The 18,701-nt window shown below is 59.2% G+C and carries 21 protein-coding genes; 18 read left to right on the top strand and 3 right to left on the bottom strand.

The window, feature by feature from the left end:
* The 7 genes from Q7J58_RS02465 to Q7J58_RS02435 form a co-directional block, all read left to right on the top strand.
* The coding region (locus Q7J58_RS02465; RefSeq protein ID WP_304822935.1) for a cbb3-type cytochrome c oxidase subunit I at positions 1–845 on the top strand (845 nt) is incomplete at its 5' end.
* Between the two features lie 11 nt (positions 846–856).
* On the top strand, positions 857–1,477 hold the full coding sequence (ccoO, locus tag Q7J58_RS02460; RefSeq protein ID WP_304822932.1) for a cytochrome-c oxidase, cbb3-type subunit II: 621 nt from the start codon (positions 857–859) through the stop codon (positions 1,475–1,477).
* 15 nt (positions 1,478–1,492) lie between these two features.
* A complete protein-coding gene (locus Q7J58_RS02455; RefSeq protein WP_304822930.1) occupies positions 1,493–1,630 on the top strand; it encodes a cbb3-type cytochrome c oxidase subunit 3 in 138 nt (45 codons plus the stop codon).
* A gap of 26 nt (positions 1,631–1,656) precedes the next feature.
* Positions 1,657–2,565, top strand: a complete 909-nt coding sequence (ccoP, locus tag Q7J58_RS02450) for a cytochrome-c oxidase, cbb3-type subunit III (RefSeq protein WP_304822927.1) — start codon at positions 1,657–1,659, stop codon at positions 2,563–2,565.
* A gap of 177 nt (positions 2,566–2,742) precedes the next feature.
* On the top strand, positions 2,743–4,116 hold the full coding sequence (ccoG, locus tag Q7J58_RS02445; protein WP_304822941.1) for a cytochrome c oxidase accessory protein CcoG: 1,374 nt from the start codon (positions 2,743–2,745) through the stop codon (positions 4,114–4,116).
* Positions 4,117–4,158: 42 nt separating this feature from the next.
* Positions 4,159–4,455: a hypothetical protein gene (locus Q7J58_RS02440; protein WP_304822925.1), complete on the top strand. Its 297-nt coding sequence runs from the start codon at positions 4,159–4,161 to the stop codon at positions 4,453–4,455.
* Positions 4,456–4,527: 72 nt separating this feature from the next.
* Positions 4,528–4,821, top strand: coding sequence for a hypothetical protein (locus Q7J58_RS02435; protein ID WP_304822922.1), 294 nt, complete (start codon positions 4,528–4,530; stop codon positions 4,819–4,821).
* 111 nt (positions 4,822–4,932) lie between these two features.
* Here the strand turns inward: Q7J58_RS02435 and fnr are convergent, their stop codons facing one another.
* Positions 4,933–5,652, bottom strand: a complete 720-nt coding sequence (fnr, locus tag Q7J58_RS02430) for a fumarate/nitrate reduction transcriptional regulator Fnr (protein ID WP_304822919.1) — start codon at positions 5,650–5,652, stop codon at positions 4,933–4,935.
* 182 nt (positions 5,653–5,834) lie between these two features.
* Between fnr and hemN the strand changes: the two genes are divergently transcribed.
* On the top strand, positions 5,835–7,214 hold the full coding sequence (gene hemN / locus Q7J58_RS02425) for an oxygen-independent coproporphyrinogen III oxidase (protein WP_304822916.1): 1,380 nt from the start codon (positions 5,835–5,837) through the stop codon (positions 7,212–7,214).
* 81 nt (positions 7,215–7,295) lie between these two features.
* Positions 7,296–7,955: a sulfite exporter TauE/SafE family protein gene (locus Q7J58_RS02420; RefSeq protein WP_336623465.1), complete on the top strand. Its 660-nt coding sequence runs from the start codon at positions 7,296–7,298 to the stop codon at positions 7,953–7,955.
* Positions 7,956–7,984: 29 nt separating this feature from the next.
* Here the strand turns inward: Q7J58_RS02420 and Q7J58_RS02415 are convergent, their stop codons facing one another.
* Entirely contained in the window at positions 7,985–8,911 is a 927-nt protein-coding gene (locus Q7J58_RS02415) for a DMT family transporter (protein ID WP_304822911.1), read from the bottom strand.
* On the opposite strand from Q7J58_RS02415, the gene Q7J58_RS02410 reads away from it, so the two are divergent.
* From Q7J58_RS02410 to Q7J58_RS02370, 9 genes are all read left to right on the top strand, one after another.
* Entirely contained in the window at positions 8,910–9,185 is a 276-nt protein-coding gene (locus Q7J58_RS02410; RefSeq protein WP_304822908.1) for a hypothetical protein, read from the top strand. The genes Q7J58_RS02415 and Q7J58_RS02410 overlap by 2 nt on opposite strands.
* 109 nt (positions 9,186–9,294) lie before the next feature.
* A complete protein-coding gene (gene aceA, locus Q7J58_RS02405; protein WP_304822905.1) occupies positions 9,295–10,614 on the top strand; it encodes an isocitrate lyase in 1,320 nt (439 codons plus the stop codon).
* A 235-nt stretch (positions 10,615–10,849) separates the two neighbouring features.
* A complete protein-coding gene (gene thrS, locus Q7J58_RS02400) occupies positions 10,850–12,757 on the top strand; it encodes a threonine--tRNA ligase (protein WP_304822902.1) in 1,908 nt (635 codons plus the stop codon).
* A 108-nt stretch (positions 12,758–12,865) separates the two neighbouring features.
* Positions 12,866–13,456: a translation initiation factor IF-3 gene (gene infC / locus Q7J58_RS02395; protein WP_304822938.1), complete on the top strand. Its 591-nt coding sequence runs from the start codon at positions 12,866–12,868 to the stop codon at positions 13,454–13,456.
* Positions 13,457–13,662: 206 nt separating this feature from the next.
* A complete protein-coding gene (gene rpmI, locus Q7J58_RS02390) occupies positions 13,663–13,866 on the top strand; it encodes a 50S ribosomal protein L35 (RefSeq protein WP_069048846.1) in 204 nt (67 codons plus the stop codon).
* A gap of 24 nt (positions 13,867–13,890) precedes the next feature.
* Complete coding sequence (gene rplT, locus Q7J58_RS02385) at positions 13,891–14,250, top strand: 50S ribosomal protein L20 (protein WP_304822893.1); 360 nt, start codon at positions 13,891–13,893, stop codon at positions 14,248–14,250.
* 130 nt (positions 14,251–14,380) lie between these two features.
* Positions 14,381–15,433 (top strand): phenylalanine--tRNA ligase subunit alpha, encoded by a 1,053-nt coding sequence (gene pheS, locus Q7J58_RS02380; RefSeq protein WP_304822891.1) that lies wholly within the window; start codon positions 14,381–14,383, stop codon positions 15,431–15,433.
* Positions 15,434–15,543: 110 nt separating this feature from the next.
* Positions 15,544–17,976, top strand: a complete 2,433-nt coding sequence (gene pheT / locus Q7J58_RS02375; RefSeq protein WP_304822888.1) for a phenylalanine--tRNA ligase subunit beta — start codon at positions 15,544–15,546, stop codon at positions 17,974–17,976.
* Between the two features lie 25 nt (positions 17,977–18,001).
* Complete coding sequence (locus Q7J58_RS02370) at positions 18,002–18,328, top strand: integration host factor subunit alpha (protein ID WP_304822886.1); 327 nt, start codon at positions 18,002–18,004, stop codon at positions 18,326–18,328.
* Between the two features lie 153 nt (positions 18,329–18,481).
* Here the strand turns inward: Q7J58_RS02370 and Q7J58_RS02365 are convergent.
* A partial coding sequence (locus Q7J58_RS02365) for a hypothetical protein (protein WP_304822882.1) occupies positions 18,482–18,701 on the bottom strand: 220 nt, incomplete at its 5' end.

The raw sequence follows: 18,701 nt of genomic DNA, 5'->3' as shown, positions 1-18,701 counted from the left end.
AGGATGCCATGATGCAGTGGTGGTACGGCCACAACGCGGTGGGCTTCTTCCTGACCGCTGCCTTCCTGGGCATGATGTACTACTTCATCCCCAAGCAGGCCGAGCGCCCGGTGTATTCCTACCGCCTGTCCATCGTCCACTTCTGGGCGCTGATCTTCACCTACATGTGGGCGGGTCCTCACCACCTGCACTACACCGCGCTGCCTGACTGGACGCAATCCGTTGGCATGGTGTTCTCCCTGATTCTTCTGGCTCCCAGCTGGGGCGGCATGATCAACGGCCTCATGACCCTGTCGGGCGCCTGGCACAAGTTGCGTGATGACCCCATCCTGCGTTTCCTGATCGTGTCCCTGTCGTTCTACGGCATGTCCACCTTCGAAGGCCCGATGATGTCCATCAAGACCGTCAACGCGCTGAGCCACTACACCGACTGGACTGTCGGCCACGTGCACTCGGGTGCTCTGGGCTGGGTGGGCCTGGTGTCCATGGGTTCGCTGTACTACCTGATTCCGCGCCTCTACGGTCAGAAAAAGATGTACTCGGTACCTGCCATTGAGCTGCACTTCTGGGTAGCCACCATCGGTATCGTGCTGTACATCGCCGCCATGTGGATTGCCGGTGTGATGCAGGGCCTGATGTGGCGCTCGGTCAACCCCGACGGCAGCTTGACCTACACCTTTGTGGAGTCGGTGAAAGCCACCTTCCCGTTCTATGTGATTCGTCTGGTCGGTGGTCTGCTGTACCTCGGTGGCATGGTCGTCATGCTCTGGAACGTCATCATGACCGTACGTCAGGGTCGCGTTGTGCCGGTCCCAGTAACGGCTGTTAACCCTGCACACGCCTGAGGAGAAGCAACATGGCAAACAACGAAAAACTCACGGGCCACGCCAGGATCGAGACCAACAACTTCCTCATGATCGTGTTGATCACGCTCGTGGTGGCGGTGGGCGGTCTGGTCGAAATTGTTCCCTTGTTCTTCCAGAAGTCCACCACCCAGCCGATTGAGGGTCTCAAGCCTTACAGTGCGCTGCAGTTGGCCGGTCGGGACGTGTACGTCAGCGAGGGCTGCTACAACTGCCACTCGCAGATGATTCGCCCCTTCCAGGCAGAAACCCTGCGCTATGGCCCTTATTCGGTGGCTGGCGAATTTGTGTATGACCGTCCATTCCAGTGGGGTTCCAAGCGCACAGGCCCGGATCTGCACCGCGTGGGTGGCCGCTACAGCGATGAATGGCACCGCATTCACCTGACCAACCCGCGCGATCTGGTGCCCGAGTCCAACATGCCTGCCTACCCTTGGCTGGCAGAAAAAATGGTCAACGAGACCCAGTTGCCCAAGCGCATGGAAGTGCTGCGTACGCTGGGTGCGCCTTACACCGACGAAGAGATCGCTGCTTCGGTGGAAGACGTCAAAGGCAAGACCGAAATGGAAGCAGTCATTGCCTACCTGCAGGTGCTGGGCACCGCTCGCAAATAAATACGGAGCTTCGTCATGGACATCAACGACCTGCGCAGCATCGTCACAGTGGTCAGCCTGCTGACCTTTGTCGGCATCGTGGTCTGGGCCTGGTCCAAACGCAATCAGGCCAACTTTGACGAGGCGGCCCAGCTGCCCTTCAAAGAAGACTAAACCGCGGCACCAACAAGAGAAACATCATGAGCGACTTTACAAGTGAATTCTGGCACTACTACGTGGCTGGGCTGACGCTGGTCAGCATCATCGCCTGCCTGATCCTGCTCTGGATCAGCGGTACCACCAAGGCTGCCACCCACGCCGACAACACCACCGGTCACGTGTGGGATGGTGACTTGGCTGAGATGAACAATCCGCTGCCCCGCTGGTGGGTGTATCTGTTCGTCATCACCGTGGTTTTTGCGCTGGCCTACGGTGTGCTGTACCCCACGTTTGGCAAATACCAGGGCGTGCTGGGGTGGACGTCCCAGGGCCAGCACACGGCTGAGGTGAACAAAGTTCAGGAAGCCATTGCACCCATTTATGCCAAGTTCAGCGAAATGAAACCCGAGCAGTTGGCGGGCGACGCTCAAGCCATGGCTGTGGGTGAACGTTTGTTCATGAACTACTGTGCTCAGTGCCACGGATCCGATGCCCGTGGCGCCAAGAGCTTCCCTAACCTCACCGATGGTGACTGGCTTTGGGGTGGCGACCCAGAAGCCATCAAGACCACGATCGCTCAAGGTCGCAACGGCGTGATGCCCCCCATGGGCGCCGCTGTGGGCGGTCCAGAAGAGGTTCGCAATCTGGCCCACTATGTGCTCAGCCTGTCGGGTAGCCCGCACGACAGCGTGCGTGCTGCGCAAGGTAAAAACAGCTTTGGCGCCTGCGCTGCCTGCCACGGCATGGACGCCAAGGGCAACACCGCTATGGGTGCACCCAACCTGACAGACGGCGTGTGGCTGCACGGCTGGGGTGAAGAAGCCATCATTCGCGCGGTTAACAACGGTATCAACAACCAGATGCCCGGCCAGTCGGCGCTGCTCAACGAGGCGCAGATACATGTGCTCAGTGGCTACGTTTGGGGTATGTCCAACAAACCGATCAACTGATCGCCGATCGCCTCTGGCTCTTGACGAAGTGGCGGTTGTGATGACCGCCACTGCCTTTTATTTGCTTCCAACACCGGGTTCCCCGTGAGTTCCGATACACCAGACAGCAACGCCAGCAAGCCCATCATTCCCATCACTGCTGTATCCCCCCGGGGAGCCAAAGAGGATGACGAGGAGATGGTTTCTCTGTATGCCGCGAGGCAAAAGATCTACCCGCGCTCGGTATCGGGGGTGTTCTCAAACTGGCGATGGATCACGGTCTGGATCACACAGATTGTGTTTTATGGTCTGCCTTGGCTGGAGTGGAATGCTCGCCAAGCCGTTTTATTCGACCTGGAAGCGCGGCGTTTCTATATCTTCAGTTTGGTGCTGTACCCGCAGGACTTCATTTACCTGACCGGTCTCTTGGTCATCTCTGCGCTGGCGCTGTTCTTGTTTACGGCCGTGGCCGGTCGCCTCTGGTGTGGGTATGCATGCCCACAAACGGTTTACACCGAGATTTTTCTCTGGATCGAAAAGAAGGTGGAGGGCGATCGTTCGGCCCGCATGCGCCTGGACCAGGCTGCTTTTTCTTCACAGAAGCTGGGCAAAAAATGGCTCAAGCACGCACTGTGGATTGCTTTCGCGCTCTGGACGGGCTTCACCTTCGTAGGTTATTTCACGCCCATTCGTGATTTGGCTGCGTTGTCTCTGGCGGCATCGCTGGGCCCCTGGCAAACCTTCTGGGTGTTTTTCTACGGATTTGCTACCTATGGCAACGCAGGCTTCATGCGCGAGCAGGTCTGTAAATACATGTGCCCTTACGCACGCTTCCAGAGTGCGATGTTCGACAAAGACACCATGATCGTCACCTACGACGAAAAGCGTGGTGAGCCACGCGGCCCGCGCTCGAAGAAGGCCGATCCGCTGGCGTTGGGACTGGGTTCTTGCATTGACTGCACACTCTGTGTTCAGGTCTGCCCAACGGGTATCGATATTCGCAAAGGGCTGCAGTACGAATGCATCGGCTGCGGTGCCTGTATTGATGTCTGTGATGAGGTCATGGACAAGGTGGGTTATCCGAGAGGCCTTGTGAAGTACTCTACCCAGAACGGGATTGCCCAGGGCTGGAGCACGGCCCAAATGATCAAGCGTGCCTTCAGGCCCAGGGTGCTGGTGTACACCGGTATCCTGGCGGCGATCACGCTGGCCGTCATGGTCAGCTTGTTCATGCGCAAGCCGCTCAAGGTCGACGTGATCCGCGACCGGGGCGCATTGGCGCGCATGGTGGAGCAGGGGCGCATTGAAAACGTCTTCCGCTTGCAAATCATGAACGCAACTGAATCCACTCAGCGCTACGTCATCACGGTTTCTGGTTTACCGGGTGTCACCATCGCTTCGGAAAACGAAGTCGAGGTGCTGCCTACCGAGGTCCGCTCGGCTGCGATCCGTGTGCAGATTCCGCCAGATGGCGCAGCCCCGGGCTCACATCCCATTCAGTTTGAAATCCGTTCGGTCGGTGATAAGCCAGTCGAAGTGTCCGAGAAAGCCGCCTTTCTCGTCCCGCGCTGATGACGTTCAACGCTTCTTGACAATTCCTTTCGGAGATACCACATGAGCAACGCGCCTTTGACCCAGCCTGCCATCAAAGCAGATCTCCCTTGGTGGCGAATCCCACACGTGGTATTCGTTCCTGCCATCTTGTTGTGTGGCGTGCTGGCCACCAGCACCATGGTCGTCATTTCTTCCATGGACCAAGATCCGGTGCTTGACAAAGAAGTGTACGAACGCGAACGCAGGGCAGCACTGGCACTGGAGGGTCAGGCACGAATGGATGCCTTGATGGCTGTACAACCAGCCAACCAAGGTCGCAATCATGCCGCTTCTCCTGTGATTCCCTCTGAAAAGTAAGCGTCGGCCTGGCGACTGTGTCGGGGTGGTTTACGCTTTAACAAAAACGAATATGGAAGAGGAGATACATCTATGTGGGTACAGCGTTTGATGTGGATCGCATGGCCTGCCTTTTTGGTGGCGGCTGTGCTGGAAATGGTGGTGTTTGCTTTTGTGGATCCCAGTGATCTGCACTGGTTTGGCTCTCCGCTGGCTTTGTCTCGCGAGGCGGTCTACACCTTGGCCTTTTTTGTCTTCTGGGGCGCTACGATGGTATCCAGCGCCTTGACGACTTTGCTTGCCATGTCCCCGTTTGAGGTCAATCGTTGCCCGATTCCTGAAGGCGAGCGCCCGTCCGACTGCGCAAAGAGCGGCAACTGCGGTTGAAACTGCGCACCCTTGCTAGCAAGCATGCAAAAGCCCCGGATTGGCGTTGACGCCAATCCGGGGCTTTCTGCTGGGTCAGTGCCCAAGTTTTCGTTGGCTGGCGCTGTGAAGTCAGCGGCAGGTTTGTGGATTCACGATTTGCTTGAGCCCGTCGGTGCTCTTGATGTGCACATAGCGCTGCTTAACCTCAATGATGCCTTCGTCAACGAATTTCGAGAATGTACGGCTCACGGTCTCCAGCTTCATACCCAGGTAGCTGCCGATCTCTTCTCGAGTCATGCGCAGAATCAGTTCAGACTGTGAGAACCCTCGGGCATGCAAGCGCTGCACGAGATTGAGCAAAAACGCGGCTAGCCGCTCTTCAGCGCGCATGCTACCCAGCAGCAGCATCACCGAGTGGTCACGTACGATTTCACGGCTCATGATCTTGTGAACATGGTGCTGCAGCGTGGTGAATTCGCGTGAAAGCTCCTCCACTTGGTCAAACGGCATCACGCACACCTCGGCATCTTCCAGCGCAATCGCGTCGCACGAGTGGTGGTCGCTGACGATGCCGTCCAGACCAATGATTTCACCCGTCATCTGGAAACCAGTCACCTGGTCGCGACCATCGGCGGTTGTGACGCAGGTTTTGAAAAAGCCAGAGCGCACGGCAAAGAGCGACGTGAACTTGTCACCCGTGTTGAACAGGGCAGAGCCGCGTTTGATGCGTCGGCGTGTGGAAATCACTGCGTCGAGCTTGTCTATTTCTTCGCTGTTCAGCCCCATGGGCAGGCACAACTCCCGCAGGTTGCAACTTGAGCAGGCGACTTTGATGCTTTGAATATCCATAATTTTTCCAGAATTGCAGGGTTAGCTTAACGCATAGGCCCGAGCACTGTCGAGAAAAGGCCGGGCTTGAGCGTGGTGGCCGCCTTGGGGACAACCCTCGGTCAGACCGATGACTTGATCAAGATCAAAGGCGGCGGCGCGCCGATGCGGCACAGTCAGCGCTCAGAACTGGAGAACTGTTTGTGAGTCACGCTATTTCCAACGAGTTGCTCAAGCGATTCGATATTCCCGGGCCCCGGTACACCTCGTACCCGACGGCGGACCGATTCATTGAAGCTTTCACCGAGCAAGACTACATACAAGCGCTTGAGCAGCGCCGGGCAGGTTCTATGGCGCTGCCGCTGTCGCTGTACGTGCACATTCCGTTTTGTGAATCGGTTTGCTACTACTGCGCCTGCAACAAGGTGATCACGAAGCACCACGAACGCGCTGCTGAATACCTGCGTTACCTCTCGCGCGAGGTGGAGTTGCAGGTGCAGCATTTCGGGAAGGGCCACAGTGTGTCGCAGCTGCATCTGGGCGGCGGCACCCCCACTTTCCTGTCCGATGCCGAACTGGAAGATCTGATGTCGATGATCCGGCGCAACTTCACGTTGGTGCCGGGTGGTGAGTACTCGATTGAAGTGGATCCCCGTACCGTGACCGACCAGCGGCTACAGACCCTGGCGCGCTTGGGCTTCAATCGCTTGAGCTTTGGCGTGCAGGATTTTGATCCGGCCGTGCAAAAAGCGGTTCACCGGGTGCAGCCAGCAGCGCAGGTTTTTGCCTTGGTGGAGACAGCCCGCAAGATCGGGTTTGAGTCGGTCAACGTGGACTTGATTTACGGCTTGCCGCTGCAAACCCCGGAATCCTTTGCGCGCACCCTTGCTCAGGTCAATGAGTTGCGCCCTGACCGCATCGCACTCTACGCCTACGCCCATTTGCCTTCGCGCTTCAAGCCGCAGCGCCGCATCATTTCGGCCGAGTTGCCCAGCGGTGGCGACAAACTCGCCATGCTGTCTGCTTCGCTGGACGCGTTCATGGACGCGGGCTATGTGTATGTGGGCATGGACCACTTTGCGTTGCCGACCGATGCGCTGGCCGTGGCCAAGCGCCAGGGCCGCCTGCACCGCAACTTTCAGGGCTACAGCACCCAGCCCGATTGCGACCTGATTGCCCTGGGGGTTTCGGCCATCGGACGCATTGGCGCCACCTACAGCCAGAACGCCAAAACGCTGGACGAGTACTACGACGCCCTGGATCAAGCGCGCTTGCCCATCGTGCGTGGCTTGGCGTTGACACGGGACGACCTGCTGCGGCGATCCGTCATCATGTCGCTCATGTGCCAAGGCCAGTTGCACTACGAGTCGATCGAGCTTGGCCACCTGATCGATTTCAAGTCGTACTTCGCGCGTGAGTTGGAAGTGCTTTCCGGTCTGGTGGAGAGTGGCTTGGTCACGATGGATGACTCCGGTGTCGAGGTCACAGCCACCGGTTGGTTTCTCGTGCGCGCCATTGCCATGGTGTTTGACAAGAACCTGCAGGTGGACCTGGACCGGGCCCGGTTCTCCAAAATCATCTGAATCTGAGCGTATCGGCGGGATACAACTGGCGCTGGCGCCGTTTGAGTCCGGCCTGCGCTACAGTGACCCATGCAGACTTCAATGGCGATCACCGCCCTGTTCATGGGGCTCGCGGGTGGGCCCCACTGTGTGGCCATGTGCGGGGCCGCGTGCGCGGGCATCAGCCGCGCGGCGGGCGAGCGCAGCACCCGCGCGCTGTGGACCTTTCAGTTCAGCCGCATGGTGGGCTATGCCCTGTTTGGTGCCTTTGCCGCCGGTTCGGTGCAAGGTCTGGCTTGGTTGGGCACCAACACCGCAGTGCTGCGCCCCGTGTGGACCATGTTCCATGTGGCCGCCCTCTTGCTCGGCGCCGTGCTGATCTGGCAGGCCCGTCAACCCACCTGGATTGAAAACCTCGGCCAAAGTATTTGGCGTAAAGCCCGTCCCGTGATGGCGGCGATGGGGCAGCGAGCGCCCGTGGTGTTGGGTGTCGCATGGGCGCTCATGCCTTGCGGCCTGCTGTATTCGGCCTTGCTGGTGGCGTCCTTGTCGGCCGATGCGGTGGAGGGCGCCGCCATCATGGCGCTGTTTTCCATCGGTACTTCCATTTCGCTCACGGCCGGCCCTTGGCTGTTGTTGCGCTTGCGGGGTGGTCGTTCAGGGGCGTGGGGCATCCGCCTTGCGGGTGTGGCGCTGGCAGCCACATCGGGCTGGGCCCTGTGGATGGGTATCACCAATCCGACCGGGCTTTGGTGTGCCTGATCTCTGTCGCTGAATGAGGCCGGCCTTTTTCAGCCGGCATGGGCACGCCGGCCGGGCAGGGTGGCCAGCACCAGACCCAGCAGAGCAATGCCAAACGCTACCACTTGCACGCCCGTCAACCGCTCACCCATGAACAACACGCCGATGGCCGCAGCGCTCACCGGCAGCATCACCGTGAACACGCCGGCTTGTGAGGCTGGCACGGTCTTGAGTCCAGTCATCCAGAGCCACACGGTCCACATGCTGGCCGCCAGACCATAAAACACCAGCAGCCCCCAAATGGGTGCCTGCACGGCGCCAAAGTCAAACTGCCAGGCCGCCCAGATCCCGAAAGGCGTGACCAAGGCAAACCCCCATAAATTGATGATGGCCGAAATGCGCTTGGGGCTCAGGCCATCGGTCAAGCGCTTGCCAATGACCACATAGGCCGCCTCGCAGATCACCGCCGCAAAAACCAGCAGGTTGCCCAGCAGGCTGCGGCTGATACCGAAAAGGCCGCTGGTGTCAGTCAGAACGGGCATGCCCGGGTCTGCTTTCTGCAGGGAAAACAGCCCGATGCCGATGGCCGCACAGGCAATGCCCGCCGCGCTGCGCCACCCGATGCGCTCACGCAGAAACAACCAGCTGAGCACCGCGACCACCGCCGGGATGGACGACATGACCACCCCTGCCGCCACGGCAGTGGTCATGCTCACCCCAAACAGCATGCAGATCGAAAACAGAAAGTTGCCCAGGAAGGATTCGAGAAACAGCAGGCGGCGCGTGTGGCTTGACATGGGGGCCTCGTTGGCTGGCTTGCGCAGCCACCGCCACATGGCCAGGCCACCAATGCCAAAGCGCATCCAGGCCAGCAAAAACACCGGAAAGACCAATACCAGTGGCTTGGAAAGCGCCACATAGCTCCCCACCAATGCCATGCTCAGGCCCAGGCTGGCGTAGGCCCACCAACGGCTCATGGCATACGTCCCTGTTTGGATTGAATTTGCATGGCTGCGGATCATGCCTGATTTGGTCAACGCACAGATTTTGTGCGCGGGCGGCTTTCTGGAAAGGACTTGGAACCGCCAGTCACATCGGGTTTTCCACGATGAGCACAGTAATTCTTATAATGTGGAAAATGAAATTGCTGCATTGCAAGAATATTTCTCATTACAGGAAATAAATTTCCGTATTGAGAAATTGTATGAAAAGTTTGTTGAATTCAAACAAAAAAATATTTGTCTTGTATAAGACATAAGAGCTTTCCAAACTCTTCTATAAGACTTAAAGTCTGTCCATCGGCACCGTCCTTGCAAGCCAGGGTGCCGAACCTGTTTTCTCAACCTCACGGAGTAGTTTCATGTCCCAAACACTGACCCGCCAGCAACAGATCGAAGCCCTCGAAAAAGACTGGGCCACCAACCCCCGCTGGAAGGGCGTCAAGCGCGGCTACACCGCCGCCGATGTGGTGCGTCTGCGCGGCAGCATGCAGCCGGAATACACGCTGGCCAAAAACGGCGCTGAAAAGCTGTGGGCCAAGGTCAACGGGGGTGCCAAAAAAGGGTACGTGAACGCTTTCGGTGCCATCACCGCCGGTCAGGCCATGCAGCAGGCCAAGGCCGGCCTGGAGGCGGTGTACCTGTCGGGCTGGCAAGTGGCTGCCGACGGCCACACCTCCGAGACCATGTACCCCGACCAGTCGCTCTACGCCTACGACTCGGTGCCTACCATGGTCCGCCGCATCAACAACACCTTCAAGCGTGCTGACGAAATCCAGTGGGGCCGTGGTATCGAGCCAGGCTCGCCCGAGTTTGTCGACTACTTCCTGCCCATCGTGGCCGATGCAGAAGCCGGTTTCGGTGGCGTGCTCAATGCCTTCGAACTGATGAAGAACATGATCGCCTCCGGTGCCGCTGGCGTTCACTTTGAAGACCAACTGGCCGCTGTGAAGAAGTGCGGTCACATGGGTGGCAAGGTGCTGGTGCCCACGCAAGAAGCCTGCGAAAAGCTGATCGCCGCGCGCTTCGCCGCCGACGTCATGGGTGTGTCCACCATTGTGCTGGCCCGTACCGATGCCGAAGCCGCCAACCTGATCACCAGCGACCACGACGCCAACGACAAGCCTTTCCTGACGGGTGAGCGCACGCAAGAAGGTTTCTACCGTGTCAAGAACGGTCTGGAGCAGTCCATCAGCCGTGGTGTGGCTTACGCCCCCTACGCCGATCTGGTGTGGTGCGAAACCGGCGTGCCAGACATCGGCTTTGCCCGCGAGTTCGCTCAGGCCGTGCACGCCGCCTGCCCCGGCAAGCTGCTGTCGTACAACTGCTCGCCTTCTTTCAACTGGAAGAAAAACCTGGACGACAAGCAAATCGCATCGTTCCAGGAAGACCTGTCTGCACTGGGCTACAAGTACCAGTTCATCACGCTGGCCGGCATCCACATCAACTGGTTCAACACGTTCCAGTTTGCCCATGCTTATGCTCGTGGCGAAGGCATGAAGCACTACACCGAAATGGTGCAGGAGCAGGAATTTGCTGCGCGTGACAAGGGCTACACCTTCGTGTCTCACCAGCAAGAAGTGGGCGCAGGCTACTTCGATGACGTGACCACCGTGATCCAGGGCGGTTCCTCCAGCGTGAAAGCCCTCACCGGTTCGACTGAAGAAGAGCAGTTCCACTGATCGACAGCCCGAAGGGGCTGAAGTCGCAGGAAGCCCGGGCAAGCCCTGGGCTTTTTTTGTGGGAAAATCAAGTTTTAAAGCACAGCAAGAGCGAGAAAGGCAATCTGGTTATGACACCGCGAACTACAAGGCATTCCCTTCTGGCCTGCTGAGGCCCGCAGCTCGCGCCTGCCCGATTCCCTTTTCAACTCCATCCAGCGCGGCCCATGCCGCGCTTTTTTGTTTCTGGACACCCATGCTTCACATCACGCTCCCCGACGGTTCCCAACGCGACTTTCCCGGCCCGGTCACGGTGGCCGAGGTCGCCGCTTCCATTGGCGCCGGTCTGGCCAAGGCAGCGCTGGCTGGCAAGATCGGTGACAAGGTGGTGGACACCAGCTTTCAGATCACGGCTGACAGTCCGCTGGCCATCGTGACCGCCAAAGATGCGGACGGTCTGGAGGTGATACGCCACTCCACCGCCCACCTGTTGGCCTACGCGGTGAAAGAGCTGTTTCCCGATGCTCAAGTGACCATTGGCCCGGTGATCGAAAACGGTTTCTTCTACGACTTTGCGTACAAGCGCCCCTTCACACCTGAAGACTTGGTGGCGATTGAAAAACGCATGACCGAGCTGGCGAACAAAGACGAGCCGGTGGTGCGCCGGGTGCTGCCGCGAGACGAAGCCGTGGCGTATTTCAAAGGGCAGGGCGAGCATTACAAGGCCGAAATCATCGCCAGCATTCCCAGCAACGAGGATGTGTCGCTGTACCGTGAAGGCAATTTTGAAGACTTGTGCCGGGGCCCACACGTGCCCAGCACCGGCAAGCTCAAGCACTTCAAGCTGATGAAGGTGGCCGGCGCCTACTGGCGTGGTGACCACCGCAACGAGATGCTGCAGCGTATCTACGGCACGGCCTGGGCCAGCAAGGACGACCTGCAGCAACACCTGACCATGATCGAGGAGGCCGAAAAGCGCGATCACCGCAAGCTGGGCCGTGAACTGGATCTGTTCCACATCGATGAGCATTCGCCTGGCACGGTGTTTTGGCACCCCAAGGGCTGGACCTTGTGGCAAGAGGTGGAGCAGTACATGCGGCGCGTCTACCGCGACAACGGCTACCAGGAGGTCAAAGGGCCGCAAATCCTGGACAAAGGCCTGTGGGAGAAGACTGGCCACTGGGACAAGTACCGCGACAATATGTTCACCACCGAGAGCGAAAAGCGCGACTACGCGCTCAAGCCGATGAACTGCCCTGGCCACATCCTCATCTTCAAGCAGGGCATCAAGAGCTACCGCGACCTCCCGCTGCGCTACGGCGAGTTTGGCCAGTGCCACCGCAACGAGCCCACGGGTGGCCTGCACGGCATCATGCGGGTGCGTGCCTTCACGCAGGACGATGGTCACATCTTTTGCACCGAAGACATGATCCTGGATGAGTGCGTGGCCTACACCGCGCTGCTGCAAAAGGTCTACACAGACTTCGGTTTCAGCAACATCATTTACAAGGTGGCGACCCGGCCCGAAGCCCGCATCGGCAGCGATGAGAGCTGGGACAAGGCCGAGCATGCCCTGATGGAAAGCCTGCGGGCATCGGGTTGTGAGTTTGAAATCTCACCCGGTGACGGCGCCTTTTATGGCCCCAAGATTGAATACACACTGAAAGACGCCATTGGGCGCCAATGGCAGTGCGGCACCATGCAGGTGGACTTTTCGATGCCTGAGCGCCTCGACGCGGAGTATGTGGGCGAAGACGGCGCACGCCACCGCCCGGTTATGTTGCACCGTGCCATCGTGGGCAGCCTGGAGCGTTTCATCGGCATTTTGATCGAGCAGCACGCAGGCGCACTGCCGGTGTGGCTGGCACCGGTGCAGGTTGCTGTGCTCAATATTACCGACGCGCAGGGCGATTACTGTCGCGAAATCACCAAATCGCTGCAGAATCAAGGGCTTAGGGTCATAATGGACCTGCGCAACGAGAAAATTACGTATAAAATACGAGAGCACGCGTTGCAAAAGCTCCCTTACATCATTGTCGTGGGCGACAAAGAAAAGGCAGCTGGCGCCGTGGCTGTGCGGGCTCGAGGTAATAAAGACCTCGGTGTTATGCCGCTGGAAGACTTTTCCAGGCTGATTGCGGCAAACGTATCATCCAAAGTTTGAATTCAAACACCCGGTTGACCCCCGAGGCCGCTGCGCACATCGCTCTTGCAATGGGGCACTCTTCGGGGTGCTCTACCTGTTCAATCAGCCCACACAAAGGAACGTACCATAGCTACCAATTTTCGTGACCGCCGCCAACGCGAAGAGCGCGCACACCGACTGAACCGTGAAATCATGGCCCCAGAGGTTCGCCTCAATGGACCTGAAAATGAGCCGCTGGGCATTGTCAGTTTGCAGGAAGCGCTGCGCATGGCCGGTGAGCTGGATGTGGACTTGGTGGAAATTGCTGCCACGGCCATCCCCCCAGTGTGTCGCTTGATGGACTACGGCAAGTTCAAGTACCAAGAGCAGAAAAAAGCGGCAGAAGCCAAGGCCAAGCAAACGGTTATTGAAATCAAGGAAGTCAAGTTCCGCCCAGGCACCGACGACGGTGACTACAACATCAAGATGCGCAACATTCGCCGCTTTCTTGATGATGGTGACAAATGCAAGATCACGCTGCGGTTTCGCGGTCGCGAGATCACGCACCAGGAACTGGGTCTGGCCTTGCTCAACCGCATTCGCGACGAGCTGGCTGACATCATCGTGGTGGAGCAGTTTCCCAAGCTGGAAGGCCGCCAGATGATCATGATGATTGCGCCCGGACGCAGGAAAGCAGCCCCCAAGGCGGTTGAGCCTGCTGCGCAGAGCGCTGAGTAATTTGCACCTGTGAAAAGGTGCGCAGACCCTCGGGTCTGCATACAGATTGGACGGGCAGGGTAGTCTCCTGCTGGTTCGAGGCGCTGGCCGAAAGGCCGGTAGCCGAAAGAAAAGCCGAAAAGCTTTTCATAGAAGTGGCTCGGGGCCAACAAGTCTGCGGAAGGTTCGCAGCGCCTCACGAGCACAAATCAAAAAGGAGCATGTACATGCCCAAAATGAAGACCAAGAGCAGCGCGAAAAAGCGATTTCGCGTTCGTCCCGGTGGTACCGTGAAACGCGGTCAAGCCTTCAAACGTCACATTCTGACCAAGAAGTCCACCAAGACCAAACGCCACCTGCGCGGCGCTGTGACTGTTCATGAGACCAATATGGGTCACATGGCACAGATGCTGCCCGGCATGGGTATTTGATCAACGACGAACAAGGAGTCACTCATGCCTCGCGTCAAACGTGGTGTAACGGCACGCGCCCGCCACAAAAAAGTTCTCGCCCTTGCAAAAGGTTTTCGCGGTCGCCGCGGTAACGTCTTCCGCATCGCCAAGCAGGCGGTGATGAAGGCGGGGCAATACGCCTACCGCGATCGCCGCAACAAGAAGCGCGTCTTCCGTCAGCTGTGGATCGCGCGTATCAACGCCGGTGCACGTGCTTGCGGCCTGACGTACAGCCAGTTCGCCAATGGCCTGAAGAAGGCCTGCATTGAAATCGACCGCAAGGTCCTGGCCGATTTGGCCGTGAACGACCCGGCTGCCTTTGGCAGCATCGTGGAGCAAGTCAAAGCCAAGCTGGCCGCTTGATTCACGACGGAGACCGCGGTGGCTTGAAAAGGTCACCAGGGTCTTCCAGTCGCTCAAAGGGGTTGAGGCTTGAGGGATTTCCCTCGCAGCGCTCAACCCCTTTTTTGTTTTGCAACGCAGAAGCACACACATGAACGAGTTGGACGCACTGGTCGACAGCGCTCGCGCAGGATTCGCGCAAGCCGCCACCCCGGCCGATCTGGAAAACGCCAAGGCCCAGTTTCTGGGCAAATCGGGCCGCATCACCGAGCTGATGAAGGGTATGGCGGCTTTGTCTGTGGACGAGAAAAAAAGCCGCGGCGCGGCGATCAACCAAGCCAAGCAGGCCATTGAAGCCGCTCTGACAGCACGCCGCCAGGCACTGGCCGACGCCGAGCTGGAAGTGCAGTTGAAGGCTGAAGCGCTGGATGTGACCTTGCCTGGTCGCCAGCGCGGTCAGGGCGGACTGCATCCTGTGAGCCTGACGCTGGAGCGCATCGAGGCTATCTTTGGTTCCATGGGCTTCGAGGTGGCAGAGGGCCCAGAGATCGAGTCCGACTGGTTCAACTTCACTGCATTGAACACGCCCGAGGACCACCCGGCGCGTTCCATGCACGATACCTTTTACGTCGAGGGCGGCAGCGAAAAGGCGCCGAACCTGCTGCGCACCCACACCAGTCCGATGCAGATTCGGCACGCGGTGCAGCATGTCAAACGCCACCGCGCCATGCTCGATGCAGGCCAGGCGATGCCTGAAATTCGCGTCATCGCACCCGGGCGCACCTACCGGGTAGACAGCGATGCCACCCATTCGCCGATGTTTCACCAGTGCGAAGGTTTGTGGATTGGCGAGAACGTGAGCTTCAAGGACTTGAAGTACGTGTTCACGGATTTTTGCCGCACCTTTTTTGAGTCGGATGATCTGGTGCTGCGCTTTCGCCCCAGCTTTTTCCCGTTCACCGAGCCCAGCGCAGAGATCGACATCCAGTTCCAGAGTGGCCCGCTGGCTGGCCGCTGGCTGGAAGTGGCGGGCTCCGGTCAGGTGCACCCCAACGTGGTGCGCAACATGGGGCTCGACCCCGAGCGCTACATTGGTTTCGCCTTTGGCATGGGCCCAGACCGCCTGACCATGCTGCGTTACGGCGTGAACGACTTGCGCCTGTTTTTTGACGGCGACATCCGTTTCTTGTCCCAGTTCAGATAGCTCCCGGCGCCGTAGGGCGCACACCTGAGGCCTGGCCGAGCGGGTCTGCGGTGTTCTGGATGCAGGCCCTTGCTGTGCCTACTTGTGTTCAAGTTTGTTGAGACTTTTCCATGCAATTCCCCGAGTCCTGGCTGCGTGCCTTTTGCAATCCCCCTCTGACCAGCCAGCAGTTGGCCGATACCTTGACCATGGCCGGTCTGGAGGTTGAGGAACTCGAACCTGTTGCGCCACCGTTCACCGGTGTGGTGGTCGGCCGCATTCTGGAAGCGGTGCAACACCCCAACGCCGACCGCCTGCGCGTGTGCCAGGTGGATGTGGGTCAGGCGCAGCCGCTCAACATTGTGTGCGGCGCTCCCAATGCACGTGCCGGCATCTTGGTACCTTGCGCCACGGTGGGCGCTGCGCTGCCAGCAGGCGAGGACGGCAAGCCGTTCCTGATCAAGCTGGGCAAGCTGCGCGGCGTGGAGAGCCAAGGCATGCTGTGCTCTTCCAAAGAACTGCAGTTGGCCGATGACCACGGTGGCCTGCTGGAGCTGGCCCCTGATGCGGTGGTGGGGCGCGACATCCGTGAGCAACTGTTGCTCGACGACATGCTGTTCACCCTGAAGCTCACGCCCAATTTGGCGCATTGCCTGAGCGTGTATGGCATTGCCCGCGAGGTCGCGGCACTCACCGGTTCGCCGCTGGTTGAGCCCACCTTTGCGCCAGTCCTCGTCAGCCTGAATGACCGCTTGCCCGTCGGTGTGCAGGCACCCGATTTGTGTGGGCGGTTCACAGGCCGCATTGTGCGCGGTGTCAACACCCGGGCCACCACCCCGGCCTGGATGGTGGCCCGCCTGGCCCGTTGTGGCCAGCGCAGCGTGTCACCGCTGGTGGACATTTCCAACTACGTGATGTTCGAGCTGGGCCGTCCGTCCCACATCTTTGACCTCGACAAGATCCATGGCGGCTTGCAAGTGCGCTGGGGTCGCGAGGGTGAGCAGCTCAAACTGCTCAACGGAAACACCGTGACCGTGGACGCCCAGGTGGGCGTCATCGCCGACGAACAATCGGTTGAATCGCTGGCCGGCATCATGGGTGGCGACGCCACGGCCGTCTCCGACGACACGCAAAACATCTTCATCGAAGCCGCTTTCTGGTGGCCCAAGGCCATTGCCGGTCGTTCGCGCCGCTTCAATTTCTCCACCGATGCGGGTCACCGCTTCGAGCGTGGCGTTGATCCATCAACCACGGTTGCGCACGTCGAACGCATCACGCAGCTGGTGCTGGACATTTGCGGAGGGCAGGCATCGGTGCTGGACGACCAGACCGTCAACCTGCCGCAGGCCACGCCTGTGACGCTGCGCGTTGCACGGGCGGTCAAGGTCATTGGGATGCCGCTGACACAGGCCCAATGTGTGGGTGCGCTGAAGCGGCTCGGCCTGGCGCTCAGTGAAGGCGAGGGTACCATCACGGTGACGCCGCCCGCCTACCGGTTTGATCTGCAGATTGAAGAAGACCTGATCGAAGAGGTCGCGCGTGTCATCGGTTACGAACAACTGCCCCACACACCCCCGCAGGCACCCATCACCGCCAAGATCCGGCCCGAGGCGCAGCGCGGGCATTTTGCCGTGCGCCGTCAGCTCGCCCAACTGGGTTACCAGGAAACCATCAACTTCAGTTTTGTGGAAGAGCGCTGGGAGCGAGAGCTGGCCGGCAATGCCAACCCGATCAAGCTGTTGAACCCCATCGCCAGCCAGATGAGCGTGATGCGCTCCTCTTTACTCGGCAGCCTTGTGGCCGTGCTCAAATTCAACCTCGACCGGCGAGCCGACCGTGTGCGCCTGTTTGAACTGGGCCGCGTGTTCCGAAAAGACCCTGCCGTGCAGGACAGCGACACCAGCGTGGCCGGTTTTGACCAGCCCATGCGTGTGGCAGGCCTGTGCTTTGGACCTGTGGACGCCTTGCAATGGGGCTCACCAGAGCGTGCTGCAGATTTCTTTGATGCCAAAGGCGACGTTCAGGCCTTGCTGGCGCCGCTGCAGCCCACATTTCGAGCGACAGAGCATCCGGCCATGCATCCTGGCCGTTCGGCCAGCGTCTGGCTTGGCGAGCACTGCATTGGCCATGTGGGCGAATTGCACCCCAAATGGCGCCAAGCCTACGAGCTGTCGCACGCTCCTGTCATGTTTGAACTGGACCTGAACGCCGTGCTAGGACGGCCGGTTCCCGTCTTCAAGGCCGTCAGCCGTCACCAGGCGGTAGAGCGGGACCTGGCCATTGTCGTCAAAGAAACTGTCAGCCACGCTGAGGTGGTCGATGCTATCCGGGCGCCCGCCAGCCACTGGTTGCGCGATGTGGTGTTGTTTGACGTGTACCGCCCCAAGAAACAGGCGGCCACCGAAGGCTCGGCTGCATCACTGGCCGCAGACGAAAAAAGCCTGGCGGTGCGACTGGTGCTGAACCGCGACGACGCTACACTGACCGAAGACGACATCGAAACGGCGGTCAAGGCCGTACTCGACTCACTGGCCCAGCGCGTTGCGGCACGTTTGCGCGGCTGACACGACAAGTTTGGAGGAACACCGCATGGAACTCGCTGTTGAGAGCCTAGAGACCCCGGCCCTGACCAAGGCCCAGCTCGCTGAGTTGCTGTTTGACCAGATCGGGCTCAACAAGCGCGAATCCAAAGACATGATCGATGCCTTTTTTGACCTGATCACCGACAGTCTGGTTGAAGGCACCGACGTGAAAATTTCGGGTTTTGGCAATTTTCAGATCCGAACCAAAGCACCTCGCCCAGGTCGTAATCCGCGCACTGGAGAGCCTGTCGCCATTCAGGCGCGCCGGGTGGTGACTTTTCACGCCAGCCCAAAGCTCAAAGAGCAAGTTCAAACGACTGTCCCCGGCAATTGAATTCTTACGGTCTTCCGATCTTGTGAGGCTCGAAAAGTGGGCTCTATGACGTTTTGAGTGGAACTTGACTTCGCACCCTATGTTTGATGATGCCCATGCCCCTTGGCTTTGCGGCTTCAAACGGCGGCCTAGTACAACATCCTGTAAATAGCTTTAAGTATTGGATTCGAGATAAGAGCCGAGCAGAGAGACGACCAAGTCGGCGACCGTGGCGAGATCACCGGTGCCGGGTAGTGGCTCCCAGCGCCCGGTGTGGCTGCGGAATGCGGCTGAGTAGGAGTTGCGCGCGAGTTCGGTGAGGCGTGCGATGGTGTCGACGTGTTCGTCGTTGTCGTCACTGGCGCCACTGTGCATCTGGATCAGCAGGTGCTTG

This window comes from Hydrogenophaga sp., assembly GCF_030656115.1.
Classification (GTDB): domain Bacteria; phylum Pseudomonadota; class Gammaproteobacteria; order Burkholderiales; family Burkholderiaceae_C; genus Hydrogenophaga.
The sequence above is the reverse complement of the archived record's forward strand: the minus strand, read 5'-3'. Positions and strand labels throughout refer to the sequence as shown.

Coding starts and splice junctions, on each gene's coding strand:
- ccoO (WP_304822932.1), top strand. CDS start 857: ATGGCAAACAACGAAAAACTCACGGGCCACGCCAGGATCGAGACCAAC.
- Q7J58_RS02455 (WP_304822930.1), top strand. CDS start 1,493: ATGGACATCAACGACCTGCGCAGCATCGTCACAGTGGTCAGCCTGCTG.
- ccoP (WP_304822927.1), top strand. CDS start 1,657: ATGAGCGACTTTACAAGTGAATTCTGGCACTACTACGTGGCTGGGCTG.
- ccoG (WP_304822941.1), top strand. CDS start 2,743: ATGGTTTCTCTGTATGCCGCGAGGCAAAAGATCTACCCGCGCTCGGTA.
- Q7J58_RS02440 (WP_304822925.1), top strand. CDS start 4,159: ATGAGCAACGCGCCTTTGACCCAGCCTGCCATCAAAGCAGATCTCCCT.
- Q7J58_RS02435 (WP_304822922.1), top strand. CDS start 4,528: ATGTGGGTACAGCGTTTGATGTGGATCGCATGGCCTGCCTTTTTGGTG.
- fnr (WP_304822919.1), bottom strand. CDS start 5,652: ATGGATATTCAAAGCATCAAAGTCGCCTGCTCAAGTTGCAACCTGCGG.
- Q7J58_RS02420 (WP_336623465.1), top strand. CDS start 7,296: ATGGCGATCACCGCCCTGTTCATGGGGCTCGCGGGTGGGCCCCACTGT.
- Q7J58_RS02410 (WP_304822908.1), top strand. CDS start 8,910: ATGGCATACGTCCCTGTTTGGATTGAATTTGCATGGCTGCGGATCATG.
- Q7J58_RS02415 (WP_304822911.1), bottom strand. CDS start 8,911: ATGAGCCGTTGGTGGGCCTACGCCAGCCTGGGCCTGAGCATGGCATTG.
- aceA (WP_304822905.1), top strand. CDS start 9,295: ATGTCCCAAACACTGACCCGCCAGCAACAGATCGAAGCCCTCGAAAAA.
- thrS (WP_304822902.1), top strand. CDS start 10,850: ATGCTTCACATCACGCTCCCCGACGGTTCCCAACGCGACTTTCCCGGC.
- rpmI (WP_069048846.1), top strand. CDS start 13,663: ATGCCCAAAATGAAGACCAAGAGCAGCGCGAAAAAGCGATTTCGCGTT.
- rplT (WP_304822893.1), top strand. CDS start 13,891: ATGCCTCGCGTCAAACGTGGTGTAACGGCACGCGCCCGCCACAAAAAA.
- pheS (WP_304822891.1), top strand. CDS start 14,381: ATGAACGAGTTGGACGCACTGGTCGACAGCGCTCGCGCAGGATTCGCG.
- pheT (WP_304822888.1), top strand. CDS start 15,544: ATGCAATTCCCCGAGTCCTGGCTGCGTGCCTTTTGCAATCCCCCTCTG.
- Q7J58_RS02370 (WP_304822886.1), top strand. CDS start 18,002: ATGGAACTCGCTGTTGAGAGCCTAGAGACCCCGGCCCTGACCAAGGCC.